The organism is Halobaculum roseum (genome assembly GCF_019880245.1).
Lineage (GTDB): Archaea > Halobacteriota > Halobacteria > Halobacteriales > Haloferacaceae > Halobaculum > Halobaculum roseum.
In genome coordinates, this window is the sequence record NZ_CP082286.1 from 753,329 (window position 1) to 776,573 (window position 23,245).

A 23,245-nucleotide genomic window follows, 5' to 3' on the forward strand; every position below is an offset into this window, starting at 1 on the left:
CGACAGGCGTATACGGACCGGACGGAAAGACGCCGCCAATGACCACCGGAACCGGACCGTACGCGGGGTGGCGGCCGTGAGCCGCGACCCCGACGCCGCGGACATCCCCGCCTCCGACGCGGCCGGCGACCGCACGTCCGACGCGGGCGGTGCCCCCGCGTCCGCCCCGCAGGCCGCCGACGCCCCCGCCCGCGCCGGCGGGCCGAACCCCTCCAACGAGCGCGGCGAGGGGAGCGTCCGCGTCGTCGGCACGGCCCACGTCTCGGAGGCGTCCGTCCGCGAGGTCGAGGAGACCGTCGCCGAGGAGCGCCCGGACATCGTCGCCGTCGAGCTGGACGAGGGGCGGTACCGCCAGATGAAGGGGGAGACGCCCGACGACCTCGACCCGGGCGACCTCCTCAAGGGGAACACCGTCTTCCAGTTCCTCGCGTACTGGATGCTCTCGTACGTCCAGACGCGGCTGGGCGACCGCTTCGACATCGAACCCGGAGCCGAACTGCTGGCGGCCGTCGAGACCGCCGAGGACTTGGGGATCTCCGTCGCGCTCGTCGACCGCGACATCCAGACGACGATCCAGCGTTTCTGGGCCCGGCTCTCGCCCATCGAGAAGCTGCGGATGGTCGGCGCGCTCGCGTTCGGCGTCACCGACCCCCGCGTCGCCGGGATCACCTTCGGCCTGCTCGTCGGCGTCCTGCTCGGCCCGGCGATCGGGCTGTTCGGCGGCGCCGTCGGGATCACCGACGCCGTCCTCACGCGCGTCGGCGTCGGCGCGCTCGCGGGGCTCGTCGCCGGCTACCTCGGCTACCGCGCCGCGTCGCTGTCGCTGGGCGGCGGCGCCGACGCGGATTCCCCGGCCGATGGTGACGCCCCGGGCGGCGTCACGACGCTCGGGTTCGCCGCGGTCGTCGCCGTCGCGGTTGCCGGCGCGGTGACCGTCACCGGCGCCGGCGTCGACGCGGTCGCCGGGCTGCTCTCGGGCACCATCGTGCGTGCGGTCGGGAGCCTCGGACTGGGCCTCCTCGCGGGCGTGGGCGTCGGCGCCGTGGTCGCCGTCGCGATCGGCGCGCTCGGACTCGCGCCCGCCGGCGACGCGGACGAGCTCGACGACTTCGACCCCCACGAGCTGACCGACACCGACGTCGTGACGGCGATGATGGAGGAGTTCCGGGAGTTCTCCCCGGGCGGCGCGGAGGCGCTCATCGACGAGCGCGACGCCTACATCGCCCACCAGCTCGTCGGGCTCCGCAACGAGGGGTACGACGTGGTCGCGGTCGTCGGCGCGGGCCACCGCGAGGGCATCGAGTCGTACCTCGCGGAGCCCGAGTCGCTCCCGCCGATGGAGGGGCTCGTCGGGGCGGCGAAGTCGGGCGGGATCCCGTGGGGCAAGATCGCCGCGTTCGCCATCTCCGCGGCGTTCATCGGCTTCTTCGTGCTGCTGGCGATGGCGGGCGTGCGCAACGAACAGCTGCTCACGCTGTTTGCCGCGTGGTTCCTGATCAACGGCGTCTTCGCGGCCGGGCTGGCGAAGCTCGCGGGCGCGCGCTGGCGGTCGGCGGGCGTCGGCGGCGCCGTCGCGTGGATGACCTCGGTGAACCCGCTGCTGGCGCCGGGGTGGTTCACGGGCTACATGGAGCTTCGCCACCTCACGGTGAACGTCGCGGACATCGGCACGCTGAACGAACTGCTGTCGGACGAGTCGCGGCCGATCCGCGCCGTCTTCTCCGACATGCTCGACGTGCCGCTGTTCCGGCTGATCGTCGTCGTCGCGGCGACGAACGTCGGGAGCGTCATCGCGTCGCTGCTGTTCGCCGCGTACGTCGTCCCCGTGTTCGCCGGGTCGCTCGACGCGAGCATCACCGACCTCATGATCCGGGGCGCACGCGAGTCCGCGCGGATCCTCTGGGGGGCCGTCGCGTGAGCCGCGCGGGCGGCCCCGGCGGCGCTTCGGGCCGGCGCGGATCCGGAGGCGGACGCGACGGCGACGCCGCCGCGGTGGTCGCGGGACTGTCCTTCTCCGGTCGCGAGCTTCGCGACCTCCTGCTCGCGTGGATCGCGCTGTCGGTCGCGTTCGCGGTGTTCTTCGCCGGCGGCGGCACCGTCGTGATCAACACGCTCGCTTCGGGCGCGCTCGGCTCGCTGGGCGGTCTGTTCGTCGTGAGCCTCGTCACCGCCGGCGTCGCGTTCCTGCTGCACGAACTGGGACACAAGGTCACGGCGGTGCGGTACGGACAGCAGGCGGCCTTCCGCGCGGACTACGGGATGCTGTTCCTCGCGGTCGTCGCCGCGACCGCGGGCTTCCTGTTCGCCGCGCCGGGCGCGGTCCACCACGTCGGCCGGATCACCAAGCGCCAGAACGGGCTCATCGCGCTGGCCGGCCCGGTCGTCAACCTCGTGCTCGCGGTCGTGTTCGCGCCGCTGCTGGTGATCGGGGTCGCGGGATTCTCCGGGCTCGCGTTGACTGTCGGAACCTACGGCGTCGCCGTGAACCTCCTGCTCGCGGCGTTCAACCTCATCCCGTTCGGCCCGCTCGACGGCGCGACCGTCCGGGCGTGGTCGACGCCCGTGTGGCTCGCGACGTTCGTTTCCAGCGCCGCCCTCGCCGTCGGGTTCGCGCTGTTCGTGCTGTTCTGACTCGCCGTCCCCGCGGGCGATTCTCGGCCGGCGGGTCCGGGCCACACGCCTTTGGCGACGGCCCGTGTGACACCACCCATGGAGAGTGTCAACCCCGCGACGGGAGACGTGATCGCGACGTACGACGGCCACGACAGGGCGGCGGTCGAGTCGGCGCTCTCGGACGCCGCCGAACGGTTCGAGTCGTGGGCCGCGCGGCCGATCCAGGAACGGTGTCGGCTGCTCGAACGCACGGCCGACCTCCTGCGCGAGCGGGTCGACGAGTACGCCGAGCTGATGACCCGCGAGATGGGCAAGCCGGTCGACCAGGCCCGCGCGGAGGTCGAGAAGTGCGCGTGGGTGTGCGACTACTACGCCGAGCGCGCGCCCGAACAGCTCGCGGACGAGGTGATCGGCACCGAGGCCGACGCCCGGACGCTGGTGAGCTACGAGCCCCTCGGGCCGGTGCTGGCGGTGATGCCGTGGAACTTCCCGTTGTGGCAGGTGTTCCGCTTCGCCGCGCCGAACCTCGTGGCCGGCAACGTCGGCCTGCTGAAACACGCGTCGAACGTCCCCGGCTGCGCGCTCGCGATCGAGGAGGTGTTGCACGACGCCGGCGTCCCCGAGGGCGCGTTCACCACGCTGCTGATCGGCTCGGACCGCGTCGACGACGTGATCGCCGACGGCCGCGTCCGCGCCGTCACGCTCACCGGGAGCGAGCCCGCGGGCCGGGCGGTCGCCGAGACGGCGGGCCGGGAGCTGAAGAAGACGGTGCTGGAGCTCGGGGGGTCGGACCCGTTCGTCGTCCTCGACGACGCGCCGATAGCCGAAACCGCCGAGAAGGCGGCGTACGCGCGCACCCAGAACAACGGCCAGTCGTGCATCGCCGCCAAGCGGTTCGTCGTCCACACGGACGCCTACGACGAGTTCGTCGGCGCGTTCGCGTCGGAGCTGGACGCGCTGACCGTCGGCGACCCGACGGACGAGGACACCGACGTGGGGCCGCAGGCGCGCGAGGACCTCATGCGCGAGCTTCACGACCAGGTCGAGCGGACCGTCGAGGCGGGAGCGACGCTGTCGCTCGGGGGCGAACCGCTCGACCGCGAGGGGCCGTACTACCCGCCGACGCTGCTCACCGACGTGCCCGTGGACAGCCCGGCCGCCACCGAGGAGACGTTCGGCCCGGTCGCGGCCGTGTTCGAGGTCGCCGACGAGGCCGAGGCGCTCGCGCTCGCGAACGACACGAGCTTCGGGCTCGGCGCGAGCGTCTGGACGGACGACCTCGACCGGGGCGAGCGGTTCGCCCGCCGATTCGACGCCGGCTGCTGTTTCGTCAACGAGTACGTGAAGTCCGACCCCCGGGTGCCCTTCGGCGGCGTGAAGAACTCGGGGTACGGGCGCGAGCTGTCGCGTCACGGCATCCGCGAGTTCGTGAACCGCAATACGATCTGGGTCCAACACGGGCTCGCCGCCGACGGCGACGATGACGGGCCGGCGACCGACCGCGGGGACGGGTCGTGAGCCGTCGCGTCTCCGACCTCGTCGTCGACAGCCTCGCCGCCGAGGGCGTCGAGTACGTGTTCGGCCTGCCGGGCGAGGAACTGGAGGACCTCCTCTTCTCGCTGCGCGACAGCGACGTGCGGTTCGTCCCCGTGCGCCACGAGCAGGGGGCGGCGTTCATGGCCGACGTTCACGGCCGGCTCACCGGCGACGCGGGCGTCTGTCTCGCGACGCTCGGGCCGGGCGCGACGAACCTGATCACCGGCGTCGCCGACGCCCACCTCGACAAGGCCCCGCTGGTCGCGATCACGGGACAGGGGAGTCGCGAGCGCCTCAACAAGGAGAGCCACCAGAAGCTCGACGTCGTCCACGCGTTCGAGCCGGTGGTGAAGTGGAACGCCCAGCTGTCGGACCCGGAGGGCGTCGCCGAGTCGGTACGCAAGGCGTTCAAGATCGCCGAGTACGAGAAGCCCGGCGCGACCCACCTCGAACTCCCCGAGGACGTCGCGAGCGAGCCGACCGACGACGAGCCGCTGCCGGTGCGTCCGCGGGTCGCCCGCCCCGCCCCGAACGACGACGCGCTCGCGGCCGCCGCCGGAGCGATCGCGGACGCCGACCGGCCGCTCGTGCTCGCGGGCAACGGCGCGGTGCGGGCCGACGCCGCGAGCGCGCTCGCCGCGTTCGTCGAGGCGACCGGGATCCCCGTCGTCTCGACGTACATGGGGAAGGGCGCGCTGTCGGACCGCGACGAGCGGTCGCTGATGACCCTCGACTCCGGACCCGCGGGGGAGGCCGGCGGGGCGGTCGCGGCCGCCGACTGCGTGCTCGCGGTCGGCTACGACATCGCCGAGCACGACCCCGCGGGCTGGAACCCGGACCGCGACAAGACGGTCGTCCACCTCGACAGCGAGCCGGCGGAGGTGTACGCTCACTACAACCCGACGGTGGAGGTGGTCGCCGATCCCTCGATCGGGCTCGACCGCCTCGCGGCGGCCGTCGACCGGCGGTGGGACGCGTGGTGCGTCGACGCCCACGAGCGGGTGTACGACCACGCGACCGCCCGCCCCGACCCCGGCGACCCCGTGACGGTCGGGGGCGTGCTCCCCCTGCTGCGTGAGGCCATGGCCGACGCCGACGTGCTCATCTCCGATGTCGGGAGCCACAAGATGGCGATCGCCCGGCGGTTCCCCGTGTACGAGCCGGGCCGGTGTGTGATCTCGAACGGCCTCGCGAGCATGGGGATCGCGGTTCCGGGGGGCGTCGCGGCCGACCTCGCGGTCGACGCGAACGTCGTCGTCGCGACCGGCGACGGCGGGTTCCTGATGAACGCCGCCGAGCTGGAGACCGCGAAGCGGCTCGACTGCTCGTTCACGACCGTCGTGTTCCGCGACGACGACTACGGCCTCATCTCCGAGAAGCAGGCCGAGCACCGCGGGGAGTCGTTCGGCACCGAGTTGGGGAACCCCGACCTCGTCGCGTTCGCCGAGAGCTTCGGCGTCGACGCCCGCCGGGCCGCGTCCGTCGAGGAGGTGGAGGCGGCGTTCGCCGAGACCGTCGACGGCGACGACCTCTCGCTGATCGACGTGCCGATCGCCCGGTGAACCGGGTACGGGCGCCCGAACACCCCGCTCGACCCTCGCTGTTTTTAGGCCGAGACTTCCCTTTGATCGGTCTCGCCGGTTCTGTCTGCGGAGCGACTCAGGACCGCTCCGCCGTCCTTCCGAGGCCTCGCTTCGCTCGGCCTCGCTGTCGGAGCGCTTTTGCTCCCGCCGGAACCCCGCTCACACATGACCGACGACGCCGCGGGGGACGACGCAGACGCCGAGGAAGAGACGGAGGAACTCACCTACGCCGACGCCGGCGTCGACATCGACGCCAGCGAGGCCGCGACCGCGGCGCTCGTGTCGGCTGTCGGCGACGCCGGCGCGGAGGGCAGCGACTACGCCGGGTTACTCGACATCGGCGACCGCTACCTCGCGCTCGCCACCGACGGCGTCGGCACGAAGCTCATCGTCGCCGAGGCGCTCGGCGACTACTCGACGGTCGGCATCGACTGCATCGCGATGAACGCCAACGACCTCGTCGCCGCCGGCGTCGACCCGGTCGCGTTCGTCGACTACCTCGCGGTCGACGAGCCCGACGAGACGTTCTCCGAACAGGTCGGCGCCGGCCTCCGCGAGGGCGCCGAGCGCGCGGGTATCGCCCTCGTCGGCGGCGAGACCGCGGTGATGCCCGAGGTGATCAAGGGGCTGGACCTGGCGGGCACCTGCGCGGGCCTCGTCGCGAAGGACGCCGTCTTCGACGGGCACGCCGAGCCGGGCGACGCCCTCGTCGGCTGGGCGTCGTCGGGCATCCACTCGAACGGGCTCACGCTCGCACGCGAGGCCGCCACCCGCGACCACGAGTACACCGACCCGTATCCCTTCGAGGGGTACGACACCGTCGGCGAGGCGCTGCTGGAGCCGACGCGCATCTACGCCGACCTGCTGGAGCCGATGCGCGAGCACGGCGTCCGCGGCGCCGCCCACGTCACAGGCGGCGGATGGACCAACCTGGAACGACTGGGCGACAATCGCTACGAGGTCACCGACCCGTGGCCGGTCCAGCCCGTCTTCGAGTTCGTGGCCGAGGAGGGGAACGTCGCGGACGAGGAGATGCACCGCACGTTCAACATGGGAACCGGGTTCGTCGCCGCCGTCGACCCCGCCGAGGCCGAGTCGCTGGCGGCCGACACCGACGGCCGCGTGATCGGCGAGGTCGTCAAGGGCGACGGCGTCGCGATCCGCGGCCTGGAGCTGTAGCGTCGTCCGGCTCCGACCGCCGGGATCGCACGACTGTGCCGGACCCCTCTTGGTCGCCCCGCTCCAACGGCCCCGCATGACCCAGGAGTTCTCGCTCGTCGGCGACCTCGTCGACCGCGAGCGCCGCAGCGAGCGTCCCGCCCTCCACGCGGCCGCGCTCGATCGGACGTACAGCTACTTCGACCTGTGCAACACCGCCGCCAAGGCCGGCAACGTCCTCAGCCACGTGGGCGTTCGCGAGGGCGACCGACTCGTCGTCGACGCCGACCCCCACCCGCAGGCGGTGTTCACCTTCCTCGGGGCCGCGCTGCTGGGCGCAGTTACGGAGTTCGCGTCCGACATCGACCCCGAGTGCGACGCCCGCGCGGTCGTCGTCCCGGTCGAACGGGAGGGCGAGTTCGACCTCCCCGGGGGATCGAAGCTCGTCGCGTTCGGCGGCGACCCCGACCGCCCGGGGACGACCCACTGGGAAGGGGAGGTGTGGAGCGAGAACCCCGCGTTCCCGCCGACGTTCCACGACCCGGCCGACCCGGTTCTCCGCGGTCGCGTCGGCGATGCCGCCGGCGACGCGGCCGGAGAGAGGGCCACCGACGACGACCGGGCGTACTCGCACGCCGACCTGCTCGCCGCCGCCGGCGAGGCGGTCGACGCGCTCGACCTCGACGCGGACTCCCGGGTCGCCGTGCGGGCCCCGCTGTCGGACCCGCGGGCGGTCGCGGCGGGCGTGCTCGCGCCGCTGGTCGCGGGCGGGGCGATCGCCCTCCCGAACGGGGACGCCCCGTTCGACGCGACGGCTACGGTCGTCGCGGCCCGCGGGGGCGACGACGAGTCCGCCGTCCTCGACGTGGCGGACGTGCGACTGTGAGCGATCGTCGCGTGCGACCGCGGGTCGGCGTCGGCGACGGTTCTCGGGCGCGCTCGTGTCGGTCTTCCCGTCGGGTCACTCGTAGGTGAGCGTCATCCCGCCGTCGAACGGCAGGTCGCCGCCGTTCAGGTGGCGGGCGTGCGTCGAGAAGCCGAAGACGAACAGGTTGGCGACGTCGACCGGGTCCATCATCTCCTTGACGCGCGACTGGCCGAGCATCACGTCGTCGATCACCTCGTCGACCGTCAGGCCGCGTTGCTCCGCAGTGTCCGGGATCTGGCCGGTGACGAGCGGCGTCTTCACGTAGCCCGTGCTGATCGAGAACGACCGAAGGTCGCCGTCGCCCTCCGCGGCGATCGACTGGGTGAGCCCCCGGAGCCCGAACTTCGAGACGTTGTAGCCGACCTTGTCGGCGGTGACGTAGTGGCCGTGGACGGACGCCATGTTCCCGACCGCGCCGACGCCGTCGTCGGTCGCCCGAACGTGGGGGATCGTCCGCTTCGCGAGGTGCAGCGGGGCGCGCACCATCACGTCGTGCATGCGGTCGTACTGCTCCATCGGGAAGTCCTCGATGGCGTCGATGTGCTGCATGCCGGCGACGTTCGCGAGGTAGCGGAGGTCGCCGTGTCCCGCGGCCGTCTCGACGATCCGCTCGATGTCCCCGTCGTCGGTCAGGTCGCCGGCGACCGTCTCGACGCCCCCCGGCGCGGCGAGGTCGGCCGCCATGTCCACCGTCTCCGCGAGTCCGTCCTCGTCGACGTCGGTCGCCACGGCGGTCAGGCCGTTCGTCGCCATCGCGAGGGCGGTCGCCCGACCGATGCCGGAGGCGCCGCCGGTGACGAGACACACCGAGTCCGACGTGAAGTGGTCGTCGTCGACGGTCAACACCGTCTCGGCGTTCACCGGGCGCGCCTCGAGTCGCTCCGGCGTGTCGGAGTCCGTCATTGGCGATCGGTCGACCGCCGTCCCCGAATAACGGCGGGTTCACATGTATACCGACCGTCCCCCCCGACCATACCGACCGTCCCCCGACGGTCCGCCAGACCCGTCTTCGCCCGTCGACGGTCTCGCCCGCGAGGAGTAGCTTTATGAAACGATACCCGAGACACTCCGGGAGGTGTGCTAAATGATATCACTGCAGATGGACATGGTCCAGTACGACTGTCCGTACATCGACACGACCGTCGACCACGACGTGTCCTTCTCCGCCAAGCAGTGGGACTTCAACACCGCCAGGGAGCTGTTGGAAACCAGGATCATGGTGAGAGGGGCCGACTGGGGGGCGCTCGATAACGCGCTCTCGACGCTCCGGGCACACGACAACATGCGCGGCTACGACCTGATCAAGCGGGAGGGGGAGGTCGCGTTGATCCGTTCGAGAATCGGCCAGACGGACGCGATGCGGGTGATCCGCGACCGGGACGGCTACATCACCGGGCCGTTCGAGATCGCCGACGGCAGCGAGACCTGGCACGTCGGGTTCGATCGACGGTCGACGGCCGACGGCGCGCTCTCGGCGCTGTCGAGGAACAACGACTTCTCCGTCGAGTCGCGCGACTCGATGGACCTGGAGGAGTACTCCGACCTCATGCGGAACGTCGGGGCCGCGACGACCCTGCTGAACGCGTGTCGTGACCTGTCGACCGTCGAACGGGAGACGCTGCGGACGGCCGTCTCGGACGGGTATTTTACGACCCCGAGGGACGCGACGCTGTCGACGCTCGCGGACGAGTTCGACGTCTCGAAGATGGCCGTCTCGAAGAACCTCCGTCGCGGCCAACGGAAGCTCCTCGGGCAGGTGACGGAGGCGATGGACGACATCGATGTCGACGACGCCCCAGACTGATTCACGGTCGGCCGGCGCCCGCGGTCGCGGCAGCGATCGGCGGCGCCACTGCCCTTACTCCCGGCCGCTGCCCTGCATCAGCTTCGTCAGCTCCTCGTCCCCGACGATCGGCTCCGGCTCGCCCCGGGCGACGATCTCGCCGCGTTCGATGACCGCGAGCTCGTCGACGATCTCGGGGACGTGCGTCGCGTTCGACTCCGCGATCAGCACCGCGATCCCGCGTTCGTTGATGTCCCGGATGTACCCCTTCAGCTTCTCGACGACGACCGGGGCCAGGCCCTCCAGCGGCTCGTCGAGGATGAGCAGGTCGGGGCGGAGCGCGAGCGCCCGTCCGATCGCGACCATCTTCGCCTGGCCGCCGCTGAGGTTCTCGACCTTCGCCTCGCGCCTGTCGTCGAGTTCGTCGAGCAGGTCGTACACCTCCTCGACGACGGCGTCCTCGTCGTCGATGCCGCGCGCGTCGCCGGCAGACCAGATCGGGAGCCGGAAGTTCTCGTCGACGGACATCCCGGAGAACAGCTTCCGGTCCTCGGGCTGATAGCCGATCCCGCGCTTCGGGACGAGTTCCGGCCGGACGTCCGTCAACTCCTCGCCGCGGAACCGAACGGAACCGGACAGCACCTCGGCCAGTCCCATGATCCCCCGGAAGGTCGTCGTCTTGCCGGCGCCGTTGCGGCCGACGAGCCCGATCGCCTCGCCGCGATCGACCTCGAGAGAGACGCCCTCGGTCACCGGGAACCCCTCGACTGCGGCCTCCAGCCCCTCCACCGAGAGGAGGGGCTCGGCGTCCTCGTGGCTCATTCCTCCACCCCCAACAGTACCCGCCGGAGGCGGTCATCGGTCTCCAGGATCGAGGGGCCACCCTCCCCGAGGACGCCGCCCCGGTGGAGCGCGATCACGCGGTCGGCGTACGCGCTGACGATGTCCATGTCGTGTTCGATCGCGACGGTCGTGACCCCCTGGGCCTCGCCCACCTCGACAATCGTCTCGATGACGTGTTCGGTCTCCTCGGCGGAGACCCCCGCGGTCGGCTCGTCGAGGAGCAGGTACTTCGGATCGAGCCCGAACGACATCGCGACGTCGAGCAGCTTTCGGTCCCCGTGCGGGAGCGTCTCGGCGATCTCGTGTTCCCGGTCCCGGAGCCGGAAGCGGTCGACCAGGTCGTCGACCGCGGACTCGACCTCCTCGTGTTCGTCGCTGAAACTGAACGCGCTCCGGGTCTTCCCCCGCTCGGAGAGCACGGCCGTCCGGAGGTTCTCGCGGACGGTCATCTCCTCGAAGACGTGAACGACCTGGAAGCTCCGGACGAGCCCCTCGTGGACCCGCTCGTCGGGGCGGAGCCCGCCGATGTCGGTTCCGTCGAGGACGACGCTGCCCGAGTCCGGGGAGAGCAGCCCCGTCAGGAGGTTCACCAGCGTCGTCTTCCCCGCGCCGTTCGGGCCGACGATGAACACCATCTCGCCGTCCTCGCGGCCGAACTCCACGGTGACGTCGTCCGTCGCGACCAGCTTTCCGAATCGTTTGGTTAGGTTGCGTGCTTCGAGCATCCGTTCAGTTCACCCCGAACAGGAGGATCCGCAGGTTCTCTCCCGCGCGATACGCGGCGGCGACGGCGGCGTCTCTCGCCCCCCGAAGCCACGTCGCGGCCAGCGACGGGTCCGCCGCGAGCCGCCCGAGGCGCTCGCGGAACGGGCTCCCGCGCTTCAGCGACCCGACGATGCCGCGCGGGAAGCCGAACACGAGCGCGACGAGCACGACGCCGGTCAGGGCGTCGAAGTAGCTCGTCACGTCGCGGCCCACGTCCTGCAGGAACACGAGGACGATGCCGCCGACGAGCGGCCCGACGAGCGTCTGGAACCCGCCGAGGATCGCCATGAACAGGATGTCGCCCGAGCGCAGGAAATACAGCGTCGACTCCGGCCGGACGTGCTGTTGGACGAGCCCGTACATGCCGCCGGCGAGCCCGCCGTACACCCCCGAGAGGACGAACGCGGCGAGCACGTACCGTCGGACCGGGATCCCGATGAACCGCGCGCGGGTCCGGTTCTGCCCGATGGCGTCGAGCGCGTTGCCGAACGGGGAGTTGATCACCCGCCACATCACGAGCAGCCCGACCACCACGACCAGCACGGTCAGGTAGTAGACGATGACGCTGTACGCCTCCGAGCCGAACTCGACGCCGAACAACAGCGCCTGGTTCGCCTCGCCGGGACGCACCGAGAGCCCGTCGCTGGAGCCGAAATACCCCTGCCCGATGACGACCGCGTACAGCAACTGACCGAACGCGAGCGTCAGCAGCGAGAAGTACAGCCCCGTGTGGCGAAGCGAGAGGTAGCCGACGACGCCGGCCATCAGCGTCCCGAACAGCGTCGCCCCCGCAAGCAACAGCAGCATGCTCGTCACGTCGAAGTGGGTCGCCAGTATCGCGGCCGCGTACGCGCCGGTCCCGAAGAAGGCCGCGTGGCCGAACGAGACGAGCCGCGTGTGCCGCAACAGCAGGTTCAGCCCGACCGCCGCCAGCCCGAACAGGACGCCCTGGTGGACGACCTGAAGCTGCAGCAGCGGCGACAGCGTCGCGAGGTCGGGCACCGCGACGAACAGGATCACACCGAGCAGTCCGAGCGCCGCCCGCCGCGGCGGCAGCTCCAGCCCGCGCGTGACGCGGACGTACCGATCCCCGTCGCGGGTGACGATCCCGGGGAGCCGTCCCTCGCGGGACGCTGACCCGGCGTCCGCAGCGGTTCCGTCGTCGCTCACGCCGTCTCACCCCAGGTCCCGAACAGCCCGTCGGGCTTGACGAGCAGGACGAGGATCATGATCGCGAACGGCGCCGCGAGCTCCGCGGGCGGGTACTGCCAGACCGCCCATCGACTGAGCACGCCGACGAGCAACGCGGCGACGAACGCGCCGCGGAGGCTGCCCAGCCCGCCGATGACGATGACGACGAACGACAGCACCAGCGGGTTCGCCCCCATGGCGAGGTTGGCGGTGCTCTGCGGGAGCGCGATGGCGCCGGCGAAGCCGGCGAGGAACGCGCCGAGCGCGAACACCAGCGTGAACGTCCGGTCGGTGCTGACGCCGATGGCGGTCGCCATCTCCCGGTCGATCGCGGTCGCACGGATGAGCCGTCCGGTCTTCGTCCGGTCGAAGAACCAGAACAGCGCCGCGACGACGACAGCGCCGACGGCGATGATGACGAGCTTGTACGTCGGGAAGTTGAGGCCGACCAGCTCGGCCGCCGGGATCCGGTTGATGCCGCTGTAGACGGACTGCACGCGGACGGGCGTCGGCCCCCAGATCAGCTTGTTCAGGTCCTTGATTATCAGCAGCAGCCCGAACGTGAACACGAGCTGATACACCTCGTCGCGGCCGTACAGCCGCCTGAGGAACACCGCCTCGATCGCCGCCCCGAGCGGGACGACCGCGAGCGCCGCGAGCACGGCCGCCCCCAGCGACACCGCGAGAAACAGCGCGAGCCCGCCGGCCCCCGAGGGGGGCGCGATCGCGCCCGTGACGTAGCCGAACACGGAGAAGGCGACGTACGCGCCGAACGCGAACAGCTCCCCGTGCGCGAGGTTCAACACGTCGAGGATCCCCAGGATGACGGTCAGCCCCGAGGCGATGAGGAACAGGATAAATCCGTACTGGACCCCGTTGAGCGTGTGGACGAGCAGGTTCGAGAGGTCTACTGGCATGTGTTGTCGTGTGGTGGTCGCGTGCTGCGGTCGTGGACGCGCGTCCCCGCTGCGACCGTCGTTCGGGTCACCAACTGTTCACCCACTCCTCGGCGGTCGTTCCCTCCGGCGGCGACACCTCCTGGGGGGCGTAGGCGTTCACGTCCGACAGCACCGCGGCGCCGACGTCCTCGGACCACTCCATGCGCCCGGAGAACGCGTTCGATTTCCCCTGGTGGCCCGTCCCCATGACGTGGTAGCCGGCGGGCGTGTAGAACCCGTGCCCCTCCAGTCCGCGCGCGATCTGGTCCTGACTCGGCCAGCCGCCGATGACGTCGACCAGCTTCGCGGTCGCGGTCGCCCACGCGGTGACGGCGCCGTACCCGCTCATGAAATGGGCCGTCGGGACGATGTCCCACTCCTCGCGCGCATCCGAGAAGGTGTCCCCGTTGGGCGCCCAGCGCGAACGGTTCGGGAAGTCCCAGTACCAGTTGCGCGACCCGGAGACGGCCTCGGCGGACTCGATGACGTCCCGCTCGAGCTCGTCGACGGCGCTGTAGAGGACGGTGCCGACCAGCTGCGTGTTGTCGAACATGTCGTTGGCCGCCGCCTGGTTCATCATCGTCGTCACGTCGCCGCCCCACTGGCTGGAGAACGTCACGTCCGGCTCGACGTTGTTGATCTCGGTGATGTGGGTCGACATGTCCGTCGCGCCCAGGTCCGGGAACCCCTCGTACACCGTCTCGACGCCGCCGTCGACCAGCTTGTTCATCGCGAGCTCGAAGAACTTCCACTCGTCCTGTCCGAACGCGTAGTTCGGGTTGATGCCCGCGATGGTGTCGATGTTCTCCGCGCCGAACCGCGAGACGGCCTCGCGGGCGGCCGTGACACACTCCATCACGTCGTAGTTCTGGAAGCGGAACGAGTAGGTCGGGTCGTCGACGGTCTCCTCGTACAGCGTCGTGACGGTCCCGTCGGTGGAGACGTTCACCACGCCCTGCGACTCGACCTCCGGGGCCAACGCCGCGTGCCCGCCGCTGGAGATCGGGCCGAAGGTGACCTCCTTCCCCTCGTCCACGAACTGCGTGTAGTTCTCGATGTGGGCGTCGGCCTCGTGAACGGTCTCCAGCTCCATCTCTCGCCCGGCGATACCGCCGGCGTCGTTGATCCGCTGGACGGCGAGCTCGGCGCCGTACTGCGCCTGCAGCCCGAGAACCGCCGCGGCTCCCTCGGTAAACGTCTGCAGCCCGGCCTGGATCGGCTCGTCCGGGACGTCCGCGTCGTCGGCCTGTGCCTGGGTCCCTGAGTCACCCAGCAACGTGCTGCAGCCAGCCAACGCGGCCGCGACGGCCGTTCCGCCGGTCGCGGCGAGCATCGTTCGTCGGTTCATTCCCCCGTCTTCGTCCGTCGGTGTGTCCTGAGTCATCCTTCGAAGTCCCCGTGACGTGCCCGACGCGGGCGCGCGACCGCACCGCTTCCCGGCGTCGCGACGGCACTTACTGTCACGATCGATGACGACGGTGCCGACGGCCGAATAACCGGAGGTTGACGTGTAAACGGACGCCGTGTCGGACGGTCGCGGCCGGCATGCTCGCGCACCCCGCGGTGGGCGGTGCATTCACGCTTCCGACCGACGAGCGATCGGCCGACGCGACGGCCGCGATCGTCGCCGCCGGCCGCCCCCCACCGGAAGAACAGGTGATCGAACTCGATACCGTCCCGCTCTCCTCCCGCTAGCTCGCCTCCTCCAGCGCCTCCAGCGCCTCGGGGTTCTCCATCGACGAGAGGTCGCCGGGGTCCTCGCCCTCGTACACCGACGCGACCGCGCGGCGGATGATCTTCCCCGACTGCGTCTTGGGGAACTCATCGACGAACAGGATCTCGCGGGGGCGGAACGGCTTGCCGTGCTCCTCGCCGACGAGCGCGCGAAGCTCCTCGCGCAGCTCGTCGTCCGGCTCGACGCCCGGTTCGAGCACGACGTAGGTGACGACGGCGGTGCCGGTCGTCTCGTCGTCGACGCCGACGGCGACCGCCTGGTTGACGGCGTCGTGGTCGATGAGCACGCCCTCGATCTCGGCGGGGCCGACCTTCCGGCCGGCGACGTTGAGCGTGTCGTCGGCGCGGCCGTGGAGGAACCAGAAGCCGTCCTCGTCCTTCTGGGCCCAGTCGCCGTGGTTCCACAGCGGCGGGTCCGTGAACTTGGACCAGTACTCCTCCAGGTACCGTTCGTCGCCCGACCAGAGGCTCTTCGTCATCGAGGGACAGGAGTCGCGCGCGACGAGGTACCCCCGCTCGTGGGTGTCGGCGATCGACTCGCCGGCCTCGTCGACGATGTCGATGTCCATGCCCAGCCCGGGGCCGCCGAGGGTGCACGGCTTGAGCGGCTGATCCGGCATCGGCATGAGGAAACAGCCGCAGATCTCCGTGCCGCCGGAGATGTTGACGATCGGGATCTCGCCGTTCCCGACGTGCTCGTAGAACCACAGCCACGACTCGGGGTCCCAGGGCTCGCCCGTCGACCCGAGGATCCGGAGGCTGGAGAGATCGTGGCCCTCGACGTGGTCGTCGCCGTGCTTGCGCAGCGCGCGGATCGCCGTCGGCGAGATGCCGAACTGCGTCACGTCGTGGCGGTCGATCGTCTCCCAGAAGCGGTCCGGACCGGGGTGGTCGGGCGCGCCCTCGTACATCAGGATCGTCCCGCCGAAGGTGTGGTTCCCGATGAGGGTCCACGGCCCCATCATCCAGCCGATGTCCGACACCCACCAGAACACGTCGTCGGGCTTCTGGTCGAACCCGAAGTGGATCTCCTTGGCGCACTGCAGCTGCACGCCCGCGTGGGTGTGAACGATCCCCTTCGGGGTCCCCGTCGTCCCCGAGGAGTACAGCAGCATCGACTCCTGGTCGCTGGGGAGCGACTTCGTCTCGTACTCGGCGGACCGCTCGGCGACCGCGTCCGCCCACCACTCGTCGCGACCGTCGTCCCACGGGATGTCGAGGTCGGACCCCTCGTCGCTGGCGCCCAATCGGTCGTACACCACCACGTTCTCGACGTGGCCGACCTCGTCGATCGCCTCGTCGGCGGTGTCCTTCAGGAGCACCTCGCTGCCCCGGCGGTAGAAGCCGTCGCCGGTGAACAGCACCGAACACTCGGAGTCGTCGATCCGCGTCGCCGTCGCGTCGACGCCGAAGCCGGAGAAGATCGGCACCGCGATGGCGCCGACCTTGAAGCAGCCGTAGAGGATGCTCATGACCTCCGGCACCATCGCCATGTAGAGGCCGACGGTGTCGCCGGTTTCGACCCCCCGCGACTCCAGGTAGTTGGCGACGCGATTGCTCTGCTCGTGGAGGTCGCCGAAGGTGACCTCGCGAACGTCGCCGGGTTCGCCCTCCCAGACGCACGCCACGTCGTCGCGGGCGTCGCCGGCGGCGTGGCGGTCGAGGACGTTGTGCGCGACGTTGATCTCGCCGCCGGGGTACCAGTCGGAGAACTGCGGCCCGTCCGTGTCGTCGCGCACCTCGTCGTACTCCTCGTAGAAGTCGATGTCGAGGTACTCGACCAGCTCGTCCCAGAACCAGTCGACGCCCGACGCGGGTTCGTCCTCCAGCTCGGTGGTGGTACGCTCGATCAGCTCCTCGTAGTCGTCGATGCCGTACTCGCGCATGAACGCGCGGACGTTCGTCGCCTCGGCGAACGCCTCCTCGGGCTCGTGGACGATCTCGTCCGTGTCGACCTCCGTCGGGGCCATGTCGTCGGACGGTTCTCCCGTGGGGTAAGTATGTTTGCCGGTGGCTCGCGCCGTCCCGTGTCGGCTCGAGTCGGGAGACGCGTCACTCGTTCGTCTGACGGGGGTTTTATCGGACCCGCTCTACCTCTCCCGGGTGTATGTCAACACGTGGCGGTGGCACGGTCGTACAGCGATTCGGACGCAGATTGGCGGGCACCGTGGAGCGGTGGATGCCGAGCCCGTTCCTGTTCGCGATCCTGTTGAGCTACGTCGTCTTCCTCGGGGGCGTCCTGTTGGAGGGCGAGGGGCCCGCGGCGATGGTCGGCCACTGGTACGGCGGCTTCTGGGCGCTGCTCACCTTCGGGATGCAGATGGTGCTCATCCTCGTGACCGGATACGCCATCGCGTATCACCCGCGCGTGCAGAACCTGATCGGGCGGCTCGCCGGGGTGACCGACTCCGGCGCCGGCGCGGTCGTGCTCGTCGGCGTCGTCGCGATGGTCGCCTCGTGGATCCAGTGGGGGATGGGCCTCATCGTCGGCGCCGTCCTCGCCCGCGAGGTCGGCCGCCAGGCGTACCAGCGCGGCGTCAAGGTCCACTACCCGCTGCTGTGCATCGCGGGCTACATGGGCCTCGGGCTGACGTGGCACTGGGGGCTGGCCGGGTCGGCGCCGCTGCTCATCAACACCCCCGACAACGTGTTCATCGAGCAGGGCGTGCTCGACGGGCTCGTGCCCATCTCCCAGACGGTGTTCTCGTCGTACTCGCTCACGCTGACGGTGCTCGCCATCGTCTACGCGTCGCTCGTGCTGTACCTGCTCGCGCCCGACCCCGAGAACGCCGAGGGGATCGACGAGTACGTCGACGAGGCCGAGCTGGAGGACTCGGCGGACGCCTCGGGGCCGGACATCGACACCCCCGCCGACGCCGTCGACCAGAGTCGCCTCGTGGGCGGCCTGATCGCGTTCGCCGGCGTCGCCTTCTCGGTGTGGACGTTCGCGAACGAGGGGCTGAACGCGCTGAACCTCAACGTCGTCAACTTCGCGTTCATGTTCGTCGGCCTGCTGCTGTTCACGCGGCCGCGCGCCTACCAGGAGCAGTTCTACGACGCCGTCACCGCGACCGGCGGCATCATCCTCCAGTTCCCGTTCTACGCGGGGATCATCGGGATGATGAACGGCTCCGGGCTCACCGAGACGCTCGCGAACGCGCTGGTGAGCGTCGCGACGCCGACGACGTTCCCGGCCATCGCGTGGATCACCGCGGGATTCATCAACCTCTTCGTCCCCTCCGGCGGCGGCGAGTGGACGGTCGTGGGGCCGACGGTCGTCGCTGCCGCACAGGAGCTCGGCGTCCCGGTCGGCAAGGCGACGGTCGCGTACGCCGTCGGCGACGCGCACACGAACCTGTTCCAGCCGTTCTGGGCGCTGCCGCTTTTGGGCATCACCGGGATGCGCGCTCGCGACATCTTCGGCTACGGGATGGCGATGCTGCTGTTGCTCATTCCGTTCCTGGCGCTCGCGCTCACGTTCGTTCCGTACTGAGGCGAACCGCCCGCGCTCGACTCCCGTCCGTTTTTCGTCGCCGTCCCCGCGGCAAGAGCGAAGTGACATCGGCGAGACCCGCAGGTATGAGCGACGACACAGCCGCCGCCTTCGATCCCGCCACCGCCTTCGACCTCTCGGACCGCGTCGCCGTCGTCACCGGCGGCACCCGCGGCATCGGCCGGGCGATCGCGCTCGGCCTGGCGAACGCCGGCGCCGACGTGGTGCCGACGAGCCGAACGGCGGAGAACGTGGAGGACGCCGTCTCGGCGGTCGAGTCCCGCGGCGTCGACTCGCTGGCGCACCCGATCGACGTGACCGACCCGGAGGCGGTGACGGACCTGATGGCGGCCGTCGAGGCCGACCTCGGCGGCCCGGACATCGTCGTCAACAACGCCGGCGTCAGCGTCGACGGCGCGCTCGGCCCGCCGGAGGCGACGACCGAGGACGACACCGAGTTCCTGCTCGACGTGAACCTCCGGGGCGTGTTCCGCTGTGCCCGCGCGGCCGCCGAATCCCTGCGCGCGAGCGACGGCGGCGTCATGGTCAACGTCGCCTCCGTCGCCGGGCTGGTCGGCCTCCCGCGCCAACACCCCTACGTCGCCTCGAAACACGGGCTCGTCGGGATCACGAAGTCGATGGCGCTCGACTGGGCGCCCGAGGTCCGCGTCAACGCCGTCGCGCCCGGTTACGTCCTCACCGACATGACCGCGGGGATCGAGGGGGACGAACAGCTGATGGCGTCCATCCGCGACCGAACCCCCCTCTCGCGGTTCGCGGAGGCCGCGGAGATAGCCGGGCCGGTCGTGTTCCTCGCGAGCGACGCCGCAAGCTACGTGACGGGCGCGTGCCTCGCGGTCGACGGCGGGTGGACGGCGCGGTGACGGGACCGAAGCATCCCCCAACACTCCCGTCGCCGCGCCGCACCTGCCGCCGTCGGATCCTCCACAAACGGTAACACACGGGACCGCGTAGCCTCCGGTATGTACGTCCGCGACGCCAAGAACCGGGACGAGGCGTGGCTGCTCGATCACATCGAGGAGATGGGGCTCGACGAGCGGTCGTTCCGGTCGCGCGATTACGTGATCGCGGTCGAGGAGGGGTCGAACACCCGCGCCGGGTTCGGCCGCCTGCGGGTCCACAAGACCGACGACGGCGACTTCGTCGAGTTGACCGGGATCGGCGTCCTCGAGTCCTGGCGCGGGCAGGGTATCGGCGCGCACGTCGTCGAGCGGCTGATCGAGAAGGCCGGCGACCAGGAGTTCGACGAGGTCTACTGCTTCACCCCGTCGGCGAGCTACCTCGAACAGTTCGGCTTCGAGACCCTCGAGGACGACGAGGTCCCCGACGCGCTCGCCGACCGGCTCGAACAGGTCCGCTCCGACGAGGGCGAGGACGCGGCGCCGCTGCGGCTCGACCGCGAGGAGTTCGTGCTGCCCGAGCGGTTCCGCGAGCGGTTCAAGGCCGCCTCCGCCGACGGGGCCGCCGCGGAGCCGGAGGTGACCGAGACCGCCGAGGACTTCGGCATCGACCCCGACGAGGCGACCTACAAGTACGACACCGGAGGATAACGGCGGGCCTCAACGGGGATCGGACCCGCTCCCGGCGATCAGGTCCGGCCTTCGAGGAAGTCCGTCGAGAACACGAGGTACGCGAGCACCGAACAGAACAGGATCGGCGGGAGGATCGCGAAGCCCCACAGCGGGTCGATCCCCCAGATCAACAGGAGCACCACGTCCCCCAGGCCGATCGCGAGGAACGGCAGCACCGCGAGGACCGCCCAGAACCGCCCGCGGCCGTCGTCCTCGTCGGCGTCGGGCTCGTCGGGGCCGAACTCGCTCGACTCGCCGCCGTCGCGGGCGCTCGTCGCCATACTCGGAGTGGGTGCCGCGATCACAAAAGGTCCGCGTTCGGCCGCTCGGCCTACCGCACCGCGTCGTCGTCGAACCGCGAGGCGACCGTCACGAGGCCGAACAGCGCGGCGAGCACGACGACCGACAGCGCCGCGCCGTACACCGCGACGGCCGCCGGGGTTCCCGGGACGGTGACCACGCCGAACATCGCGACCGAACCGACGGCGTTGTTCGCGGCGACGACGTAGCCCGCGGCGGCCGCGAACAGCGTCACGGCCGCGGCCGCCCCGAGCAGGTACGGCCGCCCCGACGCCTCGACGGCGCTCGGTTCCCCCTCGATCAGGCTCTCCCGGTCTCTGGATCGGTCGTCGCCGACTCGGTCGTCGCCGGCTCGGTCGTCGCCGCCGTCCTCGACCCCGTCGGTGGCCGCTCGGTCGCTCACGGCCGCGCTTGGGTCGCCGGCGTCAAGGCGCTGTCGGGTGCGACGCGCGACGACACACGGTTAAGTACGCGGGGTCGCTGGACTCGGGTATGACGGACGATTCCGGCGACCCCGCCGACGATCCGCTGGTCGCGGCCGCCCGCGACGCCTTCGCCGACGCGTACGTTCCCTACTCCGAGTACCCGGTCGGCGCGGCGCTTCGAACCGCGGACGGCACGGTGTACGTGGGCTGCAACATCGAGAACGCCAACTACTCCAACTCCCTGCACGCCGAGGAGGTCGCCATCGCGGAGGCGGTGAAGGGGGGCCACACCGAGTTCGACCGCCTCGCGGTCGCCTCCGACGCCGCCGACGGCGTCACCCCCTGCGGGATGTGCCGCCAGACGCTCGCGGAGTTCTGCGACGCCGACATGGAGGTCGTCTGCGACGAGGGCGACGGCGTCACGACGTACACGCTCGGGGAACTGCTGCCGGACACGATCAGCCTCGAAACGCTCACCGACGCCGCGGAACGCCGCCGGCAACGGTAGCTCTCGGCCGCGAAGTCGACGACTCGAACGGGTCACGAGCACTGGCGAACGACGGAACCGCGGAGACGAGGAGAGATGAGGCCGGACGGCGGCCGCGACGACGGGCCGTGCCCACGGTCGCGTCGTCTCGTGGCCGGATTCGGGTCGTCCCGTCGGGGGTGGGAGTCGTCGCGATCCGACGGCGCCGTGCCGCTCGAACGCGACTTACTCGAAGAGCTGGACGGCCTGTTCGTAGCGGGTCGAGGGTTCGTCCCAGTCGACGACCTCGAAGAACGCGCTGATGAAGTCGCCGCGGGCGGGACCGTAGTCGTAGTAGTAGGAGTGCTCCCACACGTCCAGCGCGAGGATCGGGTGGCCGCCCCAGATCGCGCCCTGGTCGTGCTTGTCCACGACCACGTTGCGCAGCTGGTTCGAGAACGTGTCGTACACGAGCAGGGCCCAGCCGCTGGCGTTGCCGGCGGCGGCCTCGAACTCGCCCTTCCACGCCTCGTAGGAGCCGAAGTCCTCCTCGATCCGGTCGGCGAGCGCGCCCGACGGCTCGTCGCCGCCCTCGGGGCTCATGTTCTGCCAGAACAGGTCGTGCAGAATGTGGCCCGAGGAGTTGTGCGTCACGTTCCGGATCGCGCCCGGCGACGAGCCGAACTCGCCAGCCTCGCGGTTCTCCTCGAGCGTCTCCTCGGCCGAGTTCCAGCCGTTGACGTAGCCCTGGTGATGGGTGTCGTGATGCCACGTCAGTACCTGCTCGGAAATGTGGGGTTCCAGCGCGTCGTAGTCGTACGGCAACGGATCGAGTTCGTAGCTCATGTGCGTTCCACCGTACGGCCCTCCGTCAAAAGAGCGTTCCCTGAATCCGCTTTACGTAGCTATCCCGACATGAGTTCGCGGGCGCTTACAGCACGTAGGGACCGCGCTGGCGGATCGACTCGCCGTGCGGTTCGCCGGCGACGCAGACGACGCGGAACGCCGCGTCGTCGCCGGCAGGGGAGGAGTCCGGATCGTCGGGGAGGAACTCCACGGCTCGGCCGCCCTCGACCGGAAGCACGTCGCCGACGCCGAACGGGTCGCCGTCGGCGGTTCCGTCGCCCGCGACCCCGAAGGCGAAGCCCGTCCAGCCGTCGGGGACCGTCCAGGTCCACGCGTCGTCGACGCGGGCGTCGAGGTACTCCATCGGCGTGTGGAGTTCGATCGGGGAGCCCTCGCCGACGACGGTGGTCACGGTCGCGCCGTCAGCCTCCGCTGTCGGGAGGTCCGCGGCGTCGGCGTCGACGTAGTCCGCATCGATCTCCTTCCTGTCGCTGGGGAGATTCACCCACAGTTGGAGCCCGGTGCAGGCGCTCCCGTCGGCCGGAAACTCGGAGTGACGGATGCCGCCGCCGGCCGTGATCCGCATGGCGTCGCCCTCGCGGGCGGTGTGTGACACGCCCAGGGAGTCCTCGTGTTCCATCCCGCCCTCGAGCATGTACGAGACGATCTCGAACCCGCGGTGCGGGTGCATCGGGAACCCCGCGTCGGGGTCGATGGAGAACCGCTCGAACAGGACGAACGGGTCGCGGTGGGTCGGGTGCGCATCCGTGGGGAACGCGCGCGTCGCGTTCACGCCGGTGCCGTGGCGGACCCGCCCGCCGGGGATCGGCCCGGCCCGGTCGGCTCGCTCGGGATCGGTCATCGACTGGTCGCCTCCATGTCGAGGTCGAGTCGACCGAGGGGGATAACGCCCGCGTCGCCGGAAGGTCGCCGCCCGTCGACGATCGAACGTCGGACGCGTCGGGATTCCCTCAACCTGCCGATATCGGGGGGTTACCTGGGACGTACGTGGACTACGCGCGTCCGAGAGCGAGACCGTTATCACCGGTGA

23 protein-coding genes are annotated in these 23,245 nt (G+C 70.6%); 12 read left to right on the forward strand and 11 right to left on the reverse strand.

Going from position 1 to position 23,245, the window contains the following annotated elements; translation table 11 throughout:
* Positions 1-76 precede the first annotated feature (76 nt).
* The 6 genes from K6T36_RS03825 to K6T36_RS03850 all read left to right on the forward strand — a co-directional run bounded on the left by K6T36_RS03825 (position 77) and on the right by K6T36_RS03850 (position 7,776).
* Positions 77-1,918, forward strand: a complete 1,842-nt coding sequence (locus K6T36_RS03825) for a TraB/GumN family protein (RefSeq protein WP_225935179.1) — start codon at positions 77-79, stop codon at positions 1,916-1,918.
* 74 nt (positions 1,919-1,992) lie between these two features.
* Positions 1,993-2,631, forward strand: a complete 639-nt coding sequence (locus tag K6T36_RS03830) for a zinc metalloprotease (RefSeq protein WP_222923351.1) — start codon at positions 1,993-1,995, stop codon at positions 2,629-2,631.
* A gap of 78 nt (positions 2,632-2,709) precedes the next feature.
* Positions 2,710-4,131, forward strand: a complete 1,422-nt coding sequence (locus K6T36_RS03835; protein WP_222922669.1) for an NAD-dependent succinate-semialdehyde dehydrogenase — start codon at positions 2,710-2,712, stop codon at positions 4,129-4,131.
* Positions 4,128-5,711, forward strand: coding sequence for an acetolactate synthase large subunit (locus K6T36_RS03840; RefSeq protein ID WP_222922670.1), 1,584 nt, complete (start codon positions 4,128-4,130; stop codon positions 5,709-5,711). Before K6T36_RS03835 ends, K6T36_RS03840 begins: the two co-directional genes overlap by 4 nt.
* Before the next feature lie 186 nt (positions 5,712-5,897).
* Complete coding sequence (purM, locus tag K6T36_RS03845; protein ID WP_222922671.1) at positions 5,898-6,911, forward strand: phosphoribosylformylglycinamidine cyclo-ligase; 1,014 nt, start codon at positions 5,898-5,900, stop codon at positions 6,909-6,911.
* Positions 6,912-6,987: 76 nt separating this feature from the next.
* Positions 6,988-7,776 (forward strand): AMP-binding protein, encoded by a 789-nt coding sequence (locus K6T36_RS03850; RefSeq protein ID WP_222922672.1) that lies wholly within the window; start codon positions 6,988-6,990, stop codon positions 7,774-7,776.
* Positions 7,777-7,851: 75 nt separating this feature from the next.
* Here K6T36_RS03850 and K6T36_RS03855 read toward each other — a convergent pair whose 3' ends face one another.
* Complete coding sequence (locus K6T36_RS03855; protein WP_222922673.1) at positions 7,852-8,721, reverse strand: SDR family oxidoreductase; 870 nt, start codon at positions 8,719-8,721, stop codon at positions 7,852-7,854.
* 181 nt (positions 8,722-8,902) lie between these two features.
* On the opposite strand from K6T36_RS03855, the gene K6T36_RS03860 reads away from it, so the two are divergent.
* Positions 8,903-9,622 (forward strand): helix-turn-helix domain-containing protein, encoded by a 720-nt coding sequence (locus tag K6T36_RS03860; RefSeq protein WP_222922674.1) that lies wholly within the window; start codon positions 8,903-8,905, stop codon positions 9,620-9,622.
* 54 nt (positions 9,623-9,676) lie between these two features.
* Here K6T36_RS03860 and K6T36_RS03865 read toward each other — a convergent pair whose 3' ends face one another.
* The 5 genes from K6T36_RS03865 to K6T36_RS03885 all read right to left on the reverse strand — a co-directional run bounded on the left by K6T36_RS03865 (position 9,677) and on the right by K6T36_RS03885 (position 14,722).
* Positions 9,677-10,423 (reverse strand): branched-chain amino acid ABC transporter ATP-binding protein, encoded by a 747-nt coding sequence (locus K6T36_RS03865; protein WP_222922675.1) that lies wholly within the window; start codon positions 10,421-10,423, stop codon positions 9,677-9,679.
* Entirely contained in the window at positions 10,420-11,169 is a 750-nt protein-coding gene (locus K6T36_RS03870) for an ABC transporter ATP-binding protein (protein ID WP_222922676.1), read from the reverse strand. Before K6T36_RS03870 ends, K6T36_RS03865 begins: the two co-directional genes overlap by 4 nt.
* A 4-nt stretch (positions 11,170-11,173) precedes the next feature.
* Positions 11,174-12,379: a branched-chain amino acid ABC transporter permease gene (locus tag K6T36_RS03875; RefSeq protein WP_225935180.1), complete on the reverse strand. Its 1,206-nt coding sequence runs from the start codon at positions 12,377-12,379 to the stop codon at positions 11,174-11,176.
* Positions 12,376-13,317: a branched-chain amino acid ABC transporter permease gene (locus tag K6T36_RS03880; RefSeq protein ID WP_222922677.1), complete on the reverse strand. Its 942-nt coding sequence runs from the start codon at positions 13,315-13,317 to the stop codon at positions 12,376-12,378. Before K6T36_RS03880 ends, K6T36_RS03875 begins: the two co-directional genes overlap by 4 nt.
* A gap of 67 nt (positions 13,318-13,384) precedes the next feature.
* A complete protein-coding gene (locus K6T36_RS03885; protein ID WP_225935181.1) occupies positions 13,385-14,722 on the reverse strand; it encodes an ABC transporter substrate-binding protein in 1,338 nt (445 codons plus the stop codon).
* Positions 14,723-14,883: 161 nt separating this feature from the next.
* Between K6T36_RS03885 and K6T36_RS03890 the strand changes: the two genes are divergently transcribed.
* Positions 14,884-15,033 carry a hypothetical protein gene (locus tag K6T36_RS03890; RefSeq protein ID WP_222922678.1) on the forward strand — a complete coding sequence of 50 codons (150 nt, stop codon included), beginning with the start codon at positions 14,884-14,886 and terminating at the stop codon, positions 15,031-15,033.
* Here the strand turns inward: K6T36_RS03890 and K6T36_RS03895 are convergent.
* Positions 15,030-17,042: an AMP-binding protein gene (locus K6T36_RS03895; RefSeq protein WP_222922679.1), complete on the reverse strand. Its 2,013-nt coding sequence runs from the start codon at positions 17,040-17,042 to the stop codon at positions 15,030-15,032. The genes K6T36_RS03890 and K6T36_RS03895 overlap by 4 nt on opposite strands.
* 137 nt (positions 17,043-17,179) lie before the next feature.
* On the opposite strand from K6T36_RS03895, the gene K6T36_RS03900 reads away from it, so the two are divergent.
* The 3 genes from K6T36_RS03900 to K6T36_RS03910 all read left to right on the forward strand — a co-directional run bounded on the left by K6T36_RS03900 (position 17,180) and on the right by K6T36_RS03910 (position 20,136).
* Positions 17,180-18,565, forward strand: coding sequence for a short-chain fatty acid transporter (locus K6T36_RS03900; RefSeq protein ID WP_222922680.1), 1,386 nt, complete (start codon positions 17,180-17,182; stop codon positions 18,563-18,565).
* Between the two features lie 86 nt (positions 18,566-18,651).
* Positions 18,652-19,449, forward strand: coding sequence for an SDR family NAD(P)-dependent oxidoreductase (locus K6T36_RS03905; protein WP_222922681.1), 798 nt, complete (start codon positions 18,652-18,654; stop codon positions 19,447-19,449).
* A gap of 99 nt (positions 19,450-19,548) precedes the next feature.
* Entirely contained in the window at positions 19,549-20,136 is a 588-nt protein-coding gene (locus tag K6T36_RS03910) for a GNAT family N-acetyltransferase (protein WP_222922682.1), read from the forward strand.
* Between the two features lie 38 nt (positions 20,137-20,174).
* Here the strand turns inward: K6T36_RS03910 and K6T36_RS03915 are convergent, their stop codons facing one another.
* The gene (locus K6T36_RS03915) at positions 20,175-20,438 is read right to left on the reverse strand and encodes a DUF8142 family protein (protein WP_222608954.1); all 264 of its coding nucleotides are present in this window, start codon (positions 20,436-20,438) and stop codon (positions 20,175-20,177) included.
* A gap of 50 nt (positions 20,439-20,488) precedes the next feature.
* The gene (locus K6T36_RS03920) at positions 20,489-20,860 is read right to left on the reverse strand and encodes a DUF7520 family protein (protein WP_222922683.1); all 372 of its coding nucleotides are present in this window, start codon (positions 20,858-20,860) and stop codon (positions 20,489-20,491) included.
* 89 nt (positions 20,861-20,949) lie between these two features.
* On the opposite strand from K6T36_RS03920, the gene cdd reads away from it, so the two are divergent.
* Complete coding sequence (gene cdd / locus K6T36_RS03925; RefSeq protein ID WP_222922684.1) at positions 20,950-21,390, forward strand: cytidine deaminase; 441 nt, start codon at positions 20,950-20,952, stop codon at positions 21,388-21,390.
* A gap of 204 nt (positions 21,391-21,594) precedes the next feature.
* Here cdd and sod read toward each other — a convergent pair whose 3' ends face one another.
* Together sod and K6T36_RS03935 are read right to left on the reverse strand one after the other, a co-directional pair.
* A complete protein-coding gene (gene sod, locus K6T36_RS03930) occupies positions 21,595-22,194 on the reverse strand; it encodes a superoxide dismutase (protein ID WP_222922685.1) in 600 nt (199 codons plus the stop codon).
* Between the two features lie 85 nt (positions 22,195-22,279).
* The gene (locus K6T36_RS03935) at positions 22,280-23,056 is read right to left on the reverse strand and encodes a pirin family protein (RefSeq protein ID WP_222922686.1); all 777 of its coding nucleotides are present in this window, start codon (positions 23,054-23,056) and stop codon (positions 22,280-22,282) included.
* Positions 23,057-23,245 lie beyond the last annotated feature (189 nt).